The organism is Aeromonas dhakensis (assembly GCF_000820305.1).
Classification (GTDB): Bacteria; Pseudomonadota; Gammaproteobacteria; order Enterobacterales; family Aeromonadaceae; genus Aeromonas; species Aeromonas dhakensis.
In genome coordinates, this window is sequence record NZ_CDBH01000069.1 from 44206 (window position 1) to 58345 (window position 14140).

General features: G+C 61.6%; 16 protein-coding genes. 9 read left to right on the forward strand and 7 right to left on the reverse strand.

Annotated elements, in window-relative coordinates:
• Window positions 1-16: 16 nt before the first annotated feature.
• Together BN1143_RS20200 and BN1143_RS20205 are read right to left on the reverse strand one after the other, a co-directional pair.
• Window positions 17-2449: a formate C-acetyltransferase/glycerol dehydratase family glycyl radical enzyme gene (locus BN1143_RS20200; protein WP_042051968.1), complete on the reverse strand. Its 2433-nt coding sequence runs from the start codon at window positions 2447-2449 to the stop codon at window positions 17-19.
• Between the two features lie 52 nt (window positions 2450-2501).
• Entirely contained in the window at window positions 2502-3398 is an 897-nt protein-coding gene (locus BN1143_RS20205; RefSeq protein WP_042051970.1) for a glycyl-radical enzyme activating protein, read from the reverse strand.
• A 128-nt stretch (window positions 3399-3526) separates the two neighbouring features.
• Between BN1143_RS20205 and fsa the strand changes: the two genes are divergently transcribed.
• Both fsa and BN1143_RS20215 read left to right on the forward strand, forming a co-directional pair.
• The gene (fsa, locus tag BN1143_RS20210) at window positions 3527-4177 is read left to right on the forward strand and encodes a fructose-6-phosphate aldolase (RefSeq protein WP_042051972.1); all 651 of its coding nucleotides are present in this window, start codon (window positions 3527-3529) and stop codon (window positions 4175-4177) included.
• 102 nt (window positions 4178-4279) lie between these two features.
• Entirely contained in the window at window positions 4280-4468 is a 189-nt protein-coding gene (locus BN1143_RS20215) for a hypothetical protein (RefSeq protein WP_010633458.1), read from the forward strand.
• Here the strand turns inward: BN1143_RS20215 and BN1143_RS20220 are convergent.
• Window positions 4465-5661: a cyclic di-GMP phosphodiesterase gene (locus BN1143_RS20220; RefSeq protein WP_005302778.1), complete on the reverse strand. Its 1197-nt coding sequence runs from the start codon at window positions 5659-5661 to the stop codon at window positions 4465-4467. The genes BN1143_RS20215 and BN1143_RS20220 overlap by 4 nt on opposite strands.
• A gap of 173 nt (window positions 5662-5834) precedes the next feature.
• Here BN1143_RS20220 and rsuA point away from each other — a divergent pair, with 173 nt between their 5' ends.
• Window positions 5835-6527, forward strand: a complete 693-nt coding sequence (gene rsuA / locus BN1143_RS20225) for a 16S rRNA pseudouridine(516) synthase RsuA (RefSeq protein WP_017765630.1) — start codon at window positions 5835-5837, stop codon at window positions 6525-6527.
• A 10-nt stretch (window positions 6528-6537) separates the two neighbouring features.
• Here rsuA and BN1143_RS20230 read toward each other — a convergent pair whose 3' ends face one another.
• Entirely contained in the window at window positions 6538-7437 is a 900-nt protein-coding gene (locus BN1143_RS20230; RefSeq protein WP_042051974.1) for a DMT family transporter, read from the reverse strand.
• A 166-nt stretch (window positions 7438-7603) separates the two neighbouring features.
• Between BN1143_RS20230 and BN1143_RS20235 the strand changes: the two genes are divergently transcribed.
• Window positions 7604-9241, forward strand: coding sequence for a peptide ABC transporter substrate-binding protein (locus BN1143_RS20235; RefSeq protein WP_026139196.1), 1638 nt, complete (start codon window positions 7604-7606; stop codon window positions 9239-9241).
• Window positions 9242-9251: 10 nt separating this feature from the next.
• Entirely contained in the window at window positions 9252-9794 is a 543-nt protein-coding gene (gene yfcE / locus BN1143_RS20240; RefSeq protein ID WP_017765628.1) for a phosphodiesterase, read from the forward strand.
• Window positions 9795-9851: 57 nt separating this feature from the next.
• Here yfcE and BN1143_RS20245 read toward each other — a convergent pair whose 3' ends face one another.
• From BN1143_RS20245 to flgA, 3 genes are all read right to left on the reverse strand, one after another.
• Window positions 9852-10268 carry a flagella synthesis protein FlgN gene (locus BN1143_RS20245; RefSeq protein ID WP_010633463.1) on the reverse strand — a complete coding sequence of 139 codons (417 nt, stop codon included), beginning with the start codon at window positions 10266-10268 and terminating at the stop codon, window positions 9852-9854.
• Window positions 10265-10585 (reverse strand): flagellar biosynthesis anti-sigma factor FlgM, encoded by a 321-nt coding sequence (flgM, locus tag BN1143_RS20250; RefSeq protein ID WP_042051976.1) that lies wholly within the window; start codon window positions 10583-10585, stop codon window positions 10265-10267. Before flgM ends, BN1143_RS20245 begins: the two co-directional genes overlap by 4 nt.
• 89 nt (window positions 10586-10674) lie before the next feature.
• Entirely contained in the window at window positions 10675-11280 is a 606-nt protein-coding gene (gene flgA / locus BN1143_RS20255) for a flagellar basal body P-ring formation chaperone FlgA (protein WP_010633464.1), read from the reverse strand.
• A 222-nt stretch (window positions 11281-11502) separates the two neighbouring features.
• Here flgA and BN1143_RS20260 point away from each other — a divergent pair, with 222 nt between their 5' ends.
• From BN1143_RS20260 to flgC, 4 genes are all read left to right on the forward strand, one after another.
• On the forward strand, window positions 11503-12414 hold the full coding sequence (locus tag BN1143_RS20260; RefSeq protein WP_005302769.1) for a chemotaxis protein CheV: 912 nt from the start codon (window positions 11503-11505) through the stop codon (window positions 12412-12414).
• A gap of 18 nt (window positions 12415-12432) precedes the next feature.
• On the forward strand, window positions 12433-13257 hold the full coding sequence (locus tag BN1143_RS20265; protein WP_042051978.1) for a CheR family methyltransferase: 825 nt from the start codon (window positions 12433-12435) through the stop codon (window positions 13255-13257).
• Between the two features lie 63 nt (window positions 13258-13320).
• Window positions 13321-13719, forward strand: a complete 399-nt coding sequence (flgB, locus tag BN1143_RS20270; protein WP_005302767.1) for a flagellar basal body rod protein FlgB — start codon at window positions 13321-13323, stop codon at window positions 13717-13719.
• Window positions 13719-14138 (forward strand): flagellar basal body rod protein FlgC, encoded by a 420-nt coding sequence (flgC, locus tag BN1143_RS20275; RefSeq protein ID WP_005302766.1) that lies wholly within the window; start codon window positions 13719-13721, stop codon window positions 14136-14138. The genes flgB and flgC overlap by 1 nt, the downstream gene beginning before the upstream one ends.
• The last annotated feature ends 2 nt before the right edge of the window (window positions 14139-14140 follow it).

The following is a 14140-nucleotide window of genomic DNA, read 5'->3' on the forward strand; positions in this document are numbered from 1 at the left end:
CCCCTGGTGGGGCCCGTCAGAGACTGTGCTCGGTGCGGGCGATGATATCATCTTGCGCATCGGGGGATAAGGCGGTGAAGAAGGCCGAATAGCCCGCCACCCGCACCACCAGATCCCGATACTGGTCGGGATGGGCCTTGGCGGCCAGCAGGGTTTCCCGCGAGACGATGTTGTACTGCACGTGCCACCCCTTGTGTACCTCGAAGAAGGTGCGCAGCAGGCTCATCAGCTTGGCCTTGTCCCGCTCGCTCTCGAGGCTGGCCGGGCTCAGCTTCTGGTTGAGCAGCACGCCGCCGAGGATGGCCGGGGTGGGCAGCTTGCCGAGGGAGTTGAACACCGCCGTGGGGCCGAGGCGATCCGAGCCCGACGCTGGGCTGGCCCCTTCCGCCAGCGGGGTGCGGGCGTGGCGGCCATCCGGGGTGGCCATGGTGGCCGCACCGAACGGCACGTTGGCCGAGATGGAGGAGGTACCCGCATAGTAGGTGCCGCCGATGGGGCCGCGGCCGAAACGGGTGTTGTGCAGCCCCTTGAGCTCGTCGATGTAGCTCTGGTAGGCCTGCACCAGCAGCAGGTCGACCTCGTCCAGATCGTTGCCATATTTGGGAGCTGCATTGGTGAGGCGCTGGCGCAGCTGCTCGCCCTCAAGCCCGGCAAAATCCTGCTCGAGCGCCTCGGCCAGCTCGCACTGATCCACCACCCCCTGCTCGAACACCAGTTTCTTCAGCGCCGCCAGGCTGTTGCCCAGGTTGGCGATCCCCACCTGCAGGCCGGAGACCCAGTCATAGACGGCGCCCCCCTGCTTGATGGTCTTGCCGCGCTCGATGCAGTCATTCACCAGGGCGCTGCAGAGGATGTCGTGGGCCTGGGCCTCCAGCACGCTGTCGACCACGCAGTCGATCTCGATGGACTTGCGGGTGAAGTAGCGCACCTGCTCGTCCCAGCGGGCCATCACCTCATCGAAGTGGCCGAAGGTGCCGTCCCGCAGCGATTGGGGCTGGGGCAAGAAGACCTTGCCGGTGGTGGCGTCACGGCCGCCATCGAGCGCCGCCAGCAGGATGCGGGCGAAGTTGATAAAGCTCATGCCGGTGCAGCGATAGCCCCACTTGCCGGGCACCGCGGTTTCGATGCAGCCGATGGCGGCGTAGTGGTGGGCATCCTCCTCGCTCACCCCGAGCTTGATGAACTCGGGGATCACCACCTCGTCGTTGTTGAAGGCGGGCATGCCGAAGCCGCAGCGGATCACCTGGATGCAGGCGTCGAGGAAATCCTCGCTCATGCCGGCGTGGTAGCGCACCGAGAGGTTGGGCTGGGTGGAGCGCAGCTGGCCGCAGGACTCCAGAATCGCGTAGGAGAGGCCGTTGACCGCGTCATGGGCCTTGCCATTGCGCCAATTTTGGCCGCCGATGGTGACGTTTTGATAGAGCGGGCTGCCGGCGGAGGCCTTGGAGTGGGTGCCGGAGCGGATCTTGTTCACCTCCAGCAGCTTGAGCCAGCACCCTTGTAGCAGCTCGATGGCGCGGGTACGCGGCAGGGATTCCGACAATTCCACCTCGCGGCGATACCAGGGGTAGAGGTACTGGTCCATCCGGCCAAACGACACCGAGTGGCCGTTGGACTCGATCTGCAGGATGAGCTGGATGAAGTAGCACAGCTGCAGTGCCTGCCAGAAGGTCTCGGGGGGCTGGTGGGCGATGTGGGCGCAGTTGAGGGCGATGGTCTCAAGCTCGCAGCGGCGCTCTGGGCGCGGCTCCTGCAGCGCCAGTTCGCGGGCCAGTGCGGCGTAACGCTCGATGTGCTGGCTGACGGCATCGAAGGTGATGGCGACGGCCTGCAGAAACTGCTCGCGCTGCAGATCGGCCCAGTCTGCCAGATCGAGCCGACCGCGCCGCTCTGCCACCCTGGCCTTGAGGCCGTCGAGACCGAGGGCAAGCAGCTGCTCGTAGTTGACCGCGAGGTGGGCATCCCCCGAGGTCATGTTGCCCTCGGCCTTGATGATGCCGCTCTCCAGCAGCCCCTTCTGCTCGTCGGTAAAGAGGCCGTAACAGCGATCCTGCACCGTCTGGCCGCGCCAGAAGGGGGTGAGGGCGTGGATGGCCAACTTGTCCGCCTCGCTCACCGCAAAGCCGGCGCCGGGGCGATCCGCCAGCTCGTCGATCTCCTTCTCGATCCAGCCCACCGTGTATTCGGGAAAGAGCGGCGCTGCCCGCACCTGACTCGCCTGGTTGCCGACGATGAGCTCGTCGTGCTTGATCCAGATGGTGCGCTCCTTGAGGTGATGGGCCAGCGCGAGAGCACGGCGCACCGGCAGTGGTCTTGCCAGGTGGGCCTGATAGGCCTCTGTATAGTGGCGGGCCCGCTCGGTGCAGACCGGCGGCTGGACGATGTGGATCAGGCTCTCCTTGTGGGCACGGATCCGCGGGGGCAGGGTGGTGAGGTCGAGCTGGGTCATGGTCTTATCCTCTGGTCATAGGGCAGTGAGTGGCTGATGCCATGGGGTGTTGCTAGCCCCGGGTGAGCGGGGTCAGCCCCTGCGCACGGGCACACTCATGGGCAAAGGCGAGCAGTGCCGGGTCATCGAGTGGCTGCAGGGGGGCCTGGTAGGGTTGGTCGAGCAGGGCGTATTTGCCCGCGCCCAGGGTGTGGTAGGGGAGAAAGTGGATCTCCTGCACCGTACCGAGGCTGGCGGCGACCTGGGTGATGGCCTCGATGGAGGCGTGGTCGGCATTGAAGCCGGGGATGAGCGGCACCCGGATCTGCATGGCCACGCCGCGCTCTGCCAGCCGCTTGAGGTTGGCCAGGGGCAGGGCGGCCTTGCCGCGGGTCCAGTCGAAGAAGCGCTTCTCATCCACCTGCTTGAGATCTGCCAGCAGCAGGTCGAGGTGGGGGAGGCTGGGTTCAATCTGGTGCCAGGGCACGTGCAGGCAACTTTCCACCGCGGTATGCAGCCCCTCGGCCTTGCAGCGGGCCAGCAGGTTGGCGGCAAATTCAGGCTGCATGAAGGGCTCGCCGCCGGAGAGGGTAACCCCGCCGCCGCTGCGCTCGAAGAAGGGGCGATCCCGCAGGATGGTGGCCATCAGGGTGTCCAGGCTCTCCTCCCGGCCGCACACCTGCAGCGCTTCGCTCGGGCAGAGGCCGCGCAGCCGTTCCACATCCTGATTGCCGAGGGATGAGCGGGTGAGCTGGACACCCTGGCTGTCACGCAAGATTGCCGGGCAGGCGTCGCTGCAGAGCCGGCATCCCTCGATGCATTGGCGCCGGTCGAGTAGTATGTCCGGCTTGGGAGAGCGGCTTTCCGGGTTTTGACACCAGCGACAGGCCAGCGAGCACCCCTTGAGAAACACTAGGGTGCGAATGCCGGGGCCATCGTGAGTTGAATAGCGTTGCAGGTCGAAAATCATACCGCCTCCTTTTGTTTTTGCATTCTATTTTCTTTCGTTCGAAAGTTGATTTGATTTTGATCAACTAAATTGCGGATGTTATCTCGCTAGAATGGCGACAGATTGCACATCCCCTTAAGGAGTCAGAGATGGAGCTTTATCTCGATACTGCCGATGTGGCTGCGGTGCGCCGCTGGTCACGGATCCTGCCGCTGGCCGGCGTCACCACCAACCCGTCCATTACCGCTGCCGGTGGCATGCCGCTGGCCGAGCTGCTGCCTGCCCTGCGGGAGGCGCTTGGGCCCAAGGCGCGGCTGTTTGCCCAGGTGATGGCCAAAACCGAGACCGAGATGGTGCGCGAGGCATTTGCCCTGCGTGAGCTGGACCGGGACCTGGTGATCAAGATCCCGGTATGTGAAGAGGGGCTGGCGGCCATCAAGACCCTGACGGCCAACGGGGTGCCGACCCTGGGCACGGCGGTCTATACCCCGCTGCAGGGCTGGCTGGCGGCGGTGGCGGGGGCCGAGTACGTGGCGCCCTACGTCAACCGGCTGGATGCCCAGGGGGGCGATGGCATCGCCACCGTGCAGGAGCTGCAACAGCTGCTGGCGCTGCACGCGCCGAAGAGCAAGGTGCTGGCGGCATCGTTCCGCACTCCGCGCCAGGCGCTTGACTGCCTGCTGGCGGGTTGCCAGTCCATCACATTGCCGCTCGACGTGGCCGAACAGCTGCTGCGGGTGCCGGCGGTGGACGCGGCGCTGGCGAAGTTTGATCAGGATTGGCAGCGGGCGTTTGCCTGAGCCTGTTTGAAGGCCGGATGATGAAGGGGCTGCAGGCGGGCTAAGCTAGAAGAGAGGGCCCACTGTGACGGGCCGCTATCGATGGCTGATCGGAGGTGCCCCATGAGCGACCATACCCTGCTGCCCCACGGTGAAGATCTGCGCCGCGCCGTGCGCTGGCTCAGCGAGCACCATCAACACGACATCCGTGCCATCGAAGAGGCCTGCATCCGCTTCGATCTGTCTCCGCTGGATGAGGAGTTCCTCATCCAGCACTGCGTCGAGCGGTCGCGGGAAGGGGGCGCCAACTAGACGAAGTTGGCGAGGTTGATGCCGAACTCCTTGGGATCAACCGTACTCTCGATGGTCTCCTGCACCCCGTTCTTGGCCAGATCCAGCCACTGCACCTCGAGGTAGTGGCGTTGGGTCCCGTGATAGATCACCTTCACCACCGGTTTGAGCGGCTCATGGGGATTGCGCTGCATGACGATGGCCAGCCGCTGGTTGGAGAGCTGCACCAGGGTACCCACCGGATAGACCCCCATGCACTTGATGAACTTGGTGACCAGCTCGGCATCGAAGTGGTGGTTGATCCCCTTGAGCAGAATGCGAAAGGCCTGGGTCGGCTGCATCCCCTGCTTGTAAACCCGATCCGCGGTGACGGCGTCATAGACATCGACGATGCCGCTCATGCGGGTATAGAGCGAGAGCTGCTCGCCCTTGAGCCGCTGCGGATAACCGGTGCCGTCGAGCCGTTCGTGATGGTTGGCGGCCACCTCCAGCATGGTGGCGGTGATACCGGGGGTGTTGCTCAGGATCTCGTAGCTGTGCACCACGTGCTGGCGCATGACCACAAACTCCTCGTCGGTGAGCTTGCCCGGCTTGTTGAGCACCTCGTCCGGGGTCATGATCTTGCCCACGTCGTGCAGCAGGCCGCCCAGGGTCAGCTCCTTGAGCACGCTGCGATCCAGGTCCAGATAGCGGCCGAAGTTCGCCAGCAGGATGGCGACGTTCATGGAGTGCTCCATCAGGTAGGCATCCTTGGCGCGAATGCGGGCCAGACAGAGCATGGCGTCGCCGTGGGTGAACATGGTGTCCACCATCTCCTCGGCCACTGCCGCCAGCGGCGTGATGTCGATGGGCTCCCCCGCCTTGAGGTGGCGGATGAACTTGCCTTGCAGCTCGCGAGCCTCCTGATAAAGCCGGCGGATCTTGAGCTCACGCCCCTCGCCGTTGCCACTGCCGGAGGGACGCTGTGAGCTGGTCGCAGAGACGGCGGGCTGGGGGGAGATGACCTGCTCGATGCCGGGCAGCTTGCTGCGGGCGAGATCGACCCGCACCGTGAGTACGCCGCGCCTGACCAGATCGTTGATCTGCTGACGGGTGGTCACCAGCCCCATCTGGGCAATCTCCATGCCGCCGGTCTGGCTGGTAATGGCGATCACGTACATGCCGGGTTGCAGCTGGTTGACGGGGATAACGGGATGAGGAGTGTGCGACTTCATACGGCTTCCTGACATTATTATTATGCGTGACGTTAGGCCCTCTGTTGGCAGTCTAACACCGGCGCCCGGGTTCGTCATGGCGACATGCTGGCCGGCCTTGGCGCTTAGTGCTGGAGTTGTCGGCCCCGGCCGATATAATGACGCCCCTTTCTTGATGGACTCTGAGGTTGTGCATGCGGCTCGATAAATTTCTTTGCGATTGTTCCGACTTGACCCGCTCGCTGGCGGGCAAACTGATCCGGCAGGGAGAGGTGATGGTGGACGGCATCGTGGTCAAGCAGCCCGCCTTCCACATCAACGAGCAGAGCCAGATCGAGTTCGACGGCGTCACCCTGACTCTGGATCAGCGCAACCGCTACTTCATGCTGCACAAGCCGGAAGGGTATGTCTGCTCCAACGAGGATCCGGATCACCCCACCGTGTTCTTCCTGATGGACGAGCCGGCCATGGGCAAGCTGCACGTGGTGGGGCGGCTCGATCTCGACACCACCGGCCTGGTACTGGTGACCGATGACGGCCAGTGGTCCCATCGCATCACCTCTCCCCGTCATGAGTGCGCCAAGACCTACCACGTCTGGTTGGCCGATCCGGTGAGCCCGGATGCCATTGCGCTGTTTGCCGAAGGGGTGCTGCTGCGCAGCGAAACCGAGAAGACCCGGCCGGCCCAGCTGGAGATCCTGGGGGAGTGCGAGGCGCGCCTCACCATCCACGAGGGCAAGTACCATCAGGTGAAGCGGATGTTTGCCGCCATCGGCAACAAGGTGGTGGGGCTGCACCGGGAGCGGGTGGGTGATCTGGTGCTGGACGACGATCTGGCGCCGGGCGAATATCGCGAGCTGACCGCCGACGAAATCGCCCGCTTCTGATCGCCAGGAGTCAGTGGCCGCTGGCGCCCAGCACCAGCACGGTCCCCAGGGTGGCCAGCAGGGTGCCGGCCCAGGCGGCGGCGGACGGCCGCTCGCCCGAGTGCCACCACAGCAGCGGCAGCAAGATGACGGGGGTGGTGGAGGAGAGGATGGCCACCATGCCCACATCCCCCTGTTTCAGGGCCACCAGGATCAGCGTCATGCCGAGTGTCATGGCGAGGAATCCGTTGAGGGCTATCATGCCGAAGATGCGACGGTTGATGGGATGCAGCGGCTTGCTCAGTGGCAGCCCGGTCATGCGCAGGGCACAGTGAGCCAGCAGGGCGCTGCCCATCCTGACGCCGGAGGCGCTCACCGCATCGACGTTGCCGCCCATCATCACCGGTTTGGCGATGATGGCCCCCAGGCTCTGGCAGAGGGCGGCGGTCAGCCCCAGCGCGACCCCGGCCGCCAGGCTGCCCCGTATTTTCTCCCATTCGCTGCCGCTGCTGCGCCGACCAAACAGAATGGCCAGCATGACGCCGACAAACACCAGCATGGCGCCAGCCAGCCGGGAACCGGTCAACTGCTCATTGAACAGCCAGAGCCCGAGCAGCGCGGAAAACAGCGCATGGCAAGAAAACAGCAGACCGCTGCGACGGGGACCCAGCCGGTTCATGCAGGCGTAGAGGGCGGTATCGCCGATGAAGATGCCGATGAGGCCCGAGATGGCCAGCAGGGGGAGGGCGCTGCCCGAGAGGGTATGCCAGCCGCCGGTCAAGAGACTCATGCTGCCGAGCATCAGGCTGACCAGGCACATCCGCCAGCGGCTGTAGGCAAATGGCCCCAGATGACGAGCCGGTTTGACGGAAATCAGGGCCGCCACTGCCCATAAACTGGCCGCTGCCAGCGCCAGCCACTCATACCCCATAAAAACTCCTGAAAAAAATAGCCCGAGAGACTCCATCTCTTGGGCAAGCCCGATACAATACGGGGCGTCTTCGGGGATAACAAGCGCGGCATCATGCATTCGTATCCAGGCGCGCCGCCGGCCTTCCCCCTTTCCTGAAATAAGTGCATTGAACGAGGTTTATGTCATGGTTTACCGCTTAGTACGCCGGCCGGCACCACGCTGGCTCTCCCCCTTGCTGCTGGGGCTGCTGCTGACCCCGTCGCTGCAGGCGACCACGGTATCCCAGGATCCCGCGTTGTCGGATCGCCAGACCCTGGTCAAGGGCAATGGCGCCGAGCCCGAATCCCTCGATCCGGCCCAGATCCGCTCCGGCTTCCCCGGTGAAGTGGTGCTGGTGGACCTGTTTGAAGGGCTGGTGAGCGAGGATGGTCAGGGCCGGATCGTACCGGCCCAGGCCCAGCGCTGGGAGACCAGTGCAGACGGGCTGGTCTGGCGTTTCTTCCTGCGCCCGCAGCTCAAGTGGTCCAACGGCGAGCCGCTCACCGCCGCCGACTTCGTCTATGCCTGGCGCCGTCTGCTGGATCCCGCCCAGGCTTCCCCCTCTGCCGGCCTGCTGCTGGCAACCGGCATCAACAATGCCCAGTCCATCTACGCCGGCGCGCTCGATCTCAACACCCTGGGGGTGGAAGCCGAGAGCGAGCAGATCCTGAAAGTGACGCTGGAGCGGCCGGTTCCCTACTTCCTGCAACTGATAAGCCAACGCCCCTTCGTACCGGTCAACGAGAAGGCCATCAGCCAGTTCGGCAAGCAGTGGACCCAGCCCGGCAAGCTGGTCAGCAACGGCGCCTACAAGCTGGTGAACTGGGTACCGAACGAGCGCATCGAGGCGGAGCGCAACGTGCAGTATTGGGATGATGCCCACACCCGGATCCAGCGGGTGACCTATCTGCCGCTCGCCTCCCAGCATGCCGAACGGCTGCGCTACGAGGCGGGGGAGATCCAGCTCACCAACAAGGTGGCGCTGGAGTATTACCAGAAAACCAGAGAGGCGACTCCCGAGCGGATCTGGGGCCTGCCGCTGCTGGGCACCTACCTCTACACCTTCAACCTGCGCCGTCCCGAGCTGCAGGACGTGCGGGTGCGCCAGGCACTGGCCATGACCATCGATCGTCATCTGTTGACCGAGAAGGTCAGCGGGCAGGGCGAGCAACCCGCCTGGTCGTTGCTGCCCGGCATGCCGGGCTACGAGGCGCTGAGCTCCCCCCTGGCCCTGCAGGATCAGCCGACCCGGCTGGCCAGGGCTGCGGCGCTGCTGGCCCAGGCGGGCTATGACAGTCAACATCCTCTCAAGCTGACGCTCACCTACAACACTTCTGAGAATCACAAGAAGCTGGCGCTGGCCGTCGCAGCCATGTGGAAGCCGCTGGGGGTCGAAGTGACGCTCAACAACATGGAGTGGAACGCCTATCAGGTGGCCAAAGACAGCGGCGATTTCATGCTGGCCCGCTCCTTCCTGTTTGGGGATTACGTGGAGCCCTCTGCCATGCTCAACAGCTTCCGCTGCCAGGATCCCCAGAACGAGAGCGGTTACTGCAACCCGGCCTTCGACGGCCTGCTGCAACAGGCGGCCGATACCCTGGATGGCAATGCCAGGAGCGGGATCTACCACCAGGCAGAGCAGTTGCTGATGGACGAGATACCGGCCATCCCCGTCTATCACTACAACCAGATGCGACTGGTGGATCCCACCCTGCGCGGCCTGCCGGTGCAGAACCTGAAGGGGGCGATCGCCACCAAGGATCTCTACTTCAGTCAGCAGTAAGGAGCTTGCCATGAAAATAGCCATTCTTTCCGACCTGCACGGCAGCCTGAGCGCGCTGGAGCAGGTACTCGACCAGCTCGCTCCCTGGCAGCCGGATCACTATCTGCTGCTCGGCGATCTGCTCAATCACGGCCCACGCAATCCGGTACCGCCTGGCTATGCTCCCGCGGCCGTGGCCGAGCGGCTCAACGGGCTGGCCTCCCGCATCATGGCGGTGCGTGGCAACTGTGATTCGGAAGTGGATCAGATGCTGCTGGATTTTCCCATCACCGCCCCTTACAACCAGCTACTGGTGGATGGCCGGCGCTGGTTCGTCAGTCATGGCCATCTCTATCAGCCTGCTGCGGTGCCGCTGCCCGCCGGCAGCCTGTTCATCAGCGGCCACACCCATCTGCCCGTGCTGCAGCGGGAAGGGGAGCTGGTGTTGATGAACCCGGGATCCATCTGTTTTCCACGCGGCAACCTGGCGGCAAGTTATGGCCGCTACGAGGATGGAGTGCTTGGCATTCACGCCTGTGCGGACAGCGAAGTGCTGTTACAGCTGGCGCTGTAAAAAAGAGAAGGGAGGATGGTTGTGCTGCGGGGCAGCCTGCTGTCGTAACGGGGGAGGTCAGGCCTTGATGCCGATGGAGCGGGTACCGGAGCGGGTATTGCCCTTGGCGTCATAGGTCAGGGAGTTGCGATCCCTCAGCTTGCTCAGGTAGCTGGCCAGCCGGCGGTTGGAGACGATGCTGAGTTCGAGCAGGCGCCCGTTCAGATCGTTCTGTTCCTGGCAGGCATCTAGTTTCTCGCGCAGTACGCGCATCTGCTCGGGATAGGCATTCAGTTGCTGTTTCAGGTCGGGCAGCAGGGCCATGGCCTTGTCCAGCTCTTCAATATCGGCAAGCAGCTTCTGCTTGCGCTCTGCCAGCTCGGGCAGCGCCAGTGCCTGGTGCTGCTTGAGCAGGTTGAACTCCTCCTCCAGCAAGCCCTGCATCTGGGAGAGGTAGTCGTCTTGGGTGTGCAGCAGCGAAGGTAAATCCATCATCCCAGCAACTTGTCGAGGTTGGATTCAAAACTGAACATCTTCTTGGCCACAGCTTCGCTGTCGACCCGATATTCACCATTGGCCACGGCTTTCTTCAGGCTCTCGACCCGGCTTTCATTGCCGGTGGAGGATGAGTTGAGGTTCTTCTGCATTTGTTGCAATTGCTGCGCCTCGCTGGTCAGAGAGACGGAGTCGGTCTTGACGGCCGCCGCACGGTTGTCGGAGGACGAGGTCGCTGGTTTGGTGCTGGCACCCTGGCTGCTACCGGTATTTTGCAACCGATTGTTCGCCAAGTTGTTGATATTGTTAATAGCCATAGTGTTTACCTTCGCCTGCTTTGCTGTTCGCTTACCTGTTTATCGGTGGCTGCCGTCATAACTTTAGAAAAAAAGTGATCCGAAAATACTCAGAAGGTGACCACCACGGAGCCAACTGCGTTGACTTTTCCCTGCACCGTTTTGCCTGACCGGATATTGACGAGCCTGATCATGTCTCCGAAGCTGCCATCTTGCAAGGCTCGGGCCATGGTTTTGATTTGCATGCTGCTATTTTCTGCGCTGAGGGTCACCTGGTCACCCTTGCAGACGACGCAGACTTGGCTGAGCCGGATGGGCTGGCCCGGCTTGAGTTCCCGTTTGCTGCGAACGCCGATGAGGGCCGTGGTATCGCTGAGATAGTCGCCGCGGATCAGGGTCTGATCCTGGTAAGCCTGCGTCAGCACGCTCTCGCTGAGGATGTCGCCCTTGGCCACCGGCGTGGAGACGGTCACATACGGCTTCTGTATGCTGATCCGCACCGGCAGGTAGAGATCCCAAGGTTTCTCCTCCTCACATTTGAGGTAGACGGTGGTATTGCGGCGGATCTCCATCTTGGCGGGCAGGGTGATGGACAGATGCTCTTCGCAGCGGCTCAGGGGAAGACGTTCATCGATGGAAGCGGCCTGCACCTGTGCCTGGGCGTCGAGGGGGACATCGAGCTGGCCGAGCACAAATTCCTGCGCCTTTTCTTGCAAGTAACTGGTCACCTCGGATGCCGTGGCGTGAGAAATGCCGCAAAACAGCAGTAAGGTGAGGAAAAGTCTACTAATCATTTTCGCTCGCAGGCCGATAAGTTGTTCACGTATATCACCATATTTAACTATGCTTGCTTCAGAATTCGTTCGTAGTGACATCGACAGTCTGACGCAAGCCAACACGCATGCATGATTAATGCCAAGCGTTTTTAGGGAGTGTTTATGGCCAGTATCCTGGACTCGGTCAACCAACGTACCCAGCTGGTGGGGCAAAACCGGCTGGAATTGTTGTTGTTTCGTCTCAACGGACGTCAAAGATTTGGCATCAACGTATTCAAGGTTCGTGAAGTGTTGCAGTGTCCTCCCTTGACCGTCATGCCCAAGCTCAACTCCTGCATTCGCGGGGTGGCCCACATTCGTGGCCAGACGATCTCCGTCATAGATCTGAGCATGGCGATGGGCAAGCGTCCTATCGAGGATCTGACCAAGTGTTTCATCATCATTTCTGAATACAACCGCTCCATTCAGGGCTTTCTGGTGCACTCGGTCGAGCGCATCATCAACATGAACTGGGAATCCATCCTGCCACCGCCGAAAGGGGCTGGGCGCATCAACTACATGACGGCCGTCACCGAGGTGGATGGGGAGCTGGTCGAGATCCTGGACGTGGAGCGCATCCTCAACGAGATTTCGCCGGTGTCGACCGAAGTGAGCCAGGAGCTGGTGGAGGCCAGCGTAGAACACCCGACCCTGGGCCGACCGGTGCTGGTGGCCGATGACTCTTCTGTGGCCCGCAAGCAGGTGCAGCGCGCCCTCGAAGCCATCGGGGTACAGTGCGTGCTGGCCAAGGATGGACGCGAAGCGCTCAACATGTTGCTGGAGATGTCCAAAAACGGTCCCATCAAGGATCAGATCGCCCTGGTGATCTCGGACATCGAGATGCCGGAGATGGATGGATATACTTTCACGGCAGAGATCCGCAACAATCCCAATCTCAAGGACTTACATGTTATTCTGCACACATCCCTCAGTGGGGTGTTCAATCAGGCCATGGTGCAGAAAGTTGGTGCGAACAATTTCATTGCCAAATTCCAGCCGGATGAATTGGCCAAGGCCGTACAAGGCGCACTCTAATCAAGAAGAACAAACTGCATGAAGACACTTTCGGACGACTTATACAAACAATTCAGCAATTTTCTGGCGGTACAGAGCGGAATCGTGCTGGGTGACAACAAACAGTATCTGGTCAAGAGTCGGCTTTCACCCTTGATGACTCAGTTTGGTATTGAGAGTCTGTCTGATCTGGTTACTCGAGCGATGAGTGTGCGTGAGCGTGACCTGAAAATGGCAGTGGTTGATGCCATGACCACCAACGAGACCCTTTGGTTTCGCGATACCTATCCCTTCCAGCTGCTGACCGACAAGATCTTTCCCGAACTGGGCAAGAGCGGTCGGCCCATCAAGATCTGGTCTGCGGCCTCTTCCTCCGGACAGGAGCCCTATTCCATCGCCATGACGGCACTGGAACAGCAGATGAAGAAGCCCGGTACCTTGTCAGGTGGCGTCCAGATCGTGGGGACGGACATCTCGACCACCATGCTCAATCAGTGCAAGGAGGGGGTATACGACAGCCTGGCACTGGCCCGAGGGTTGTCGCCCGAGCGCAAGAAGCTGTTCTTCGAACCCCATGGTGACAACAAGATGCGGGTGGTGGAGCGTGTCAGAAAATTGACCACCTTCCGGCCCTTGAATCTGCTGGAGAGCTACAGCCTGCTTGGCAAGTTTGACATCATCTTCTGTCGCAACGTACTCATCTACTTTGCCCCGGAAGTGAAGTCCAAGATCCTCAACCAGTTTGCAGCCAGCCTCAATCCTGGCGGCTACCTGATGTTGGGGGCTTCCGAGTCGCTGGCCGGTTTGACCGACAGGTTCGAGATGATCCGCTGCAACCCCGGCATCGTCTACAAGGTTAAATGATCCCCGCTTAAATCCCTCTTTGGCACACCTCTTGCTAATAATTTCTCAAGCAGGAGGTGTGCTATGGCAATTTCATTCGACAAGGCATTTGGTATCCATCAATACACGCTGAGCGTTCGCTCCAAGCGTGCCGAGGTGTTGTCCAGCAACATTGCCAACGCGGATACCCCTGGCTTCAAGGCCAGAGACATCAACTTCTCGCAAGCATTGGAAGAGGCCCAGCAACATCAGGGCTTCGGCCTTGCCACGACCAGCGAGAAGCACTTTGCCCTGCAGATGGATGCGCCCGGCGTGACGCAGTACCGCAATCCCCTGCAGCCGGATACCGGTGATGGCAACACGGTGGACGTGCAGCAGGAGCGCAGCGAGTTCTTGCGCAACAGCCTTGAATACCAGACCTCCCTTGAATTTATGAACAGCAAGATCAGTGGCCTGCTGAAGGCCTTGAAAGGAGAACAGTGATGAGTTTGTTCAAGGTCTTTGACATTGCAGGCTCGGCCATGAGTGCACAGTCTGTTCGACTCAACACGGTAGCCAGCAACATGGCCAACGCCGACAGCGTGAGTTCCAGCGTGGAAAAAACTTACCATGCCAGGCGGCCAATCTTTGCCGCCCAGCTGGATCAGGCCATGTCGGACAAACAGGCGTCGGCCGGGGTTGAAGTGAAGGGCATTGTCGAGAGCGATGCCCCTCTGCTCAAGGAGTACAACCCCAACCACCCCATGGCAGACAAGGATGGCTTCATCTTCAAGCCAAACGTCAACATGGTGGAAGAGATGGCGGACATGATCAACGCCTCGCGCAGCTATCAAACCAACGTGCAGGTGGCCGATTCTGCCAAGAAGATGCTGCAGCAGACGCTCAACCTCGGCAAGTCCTGACA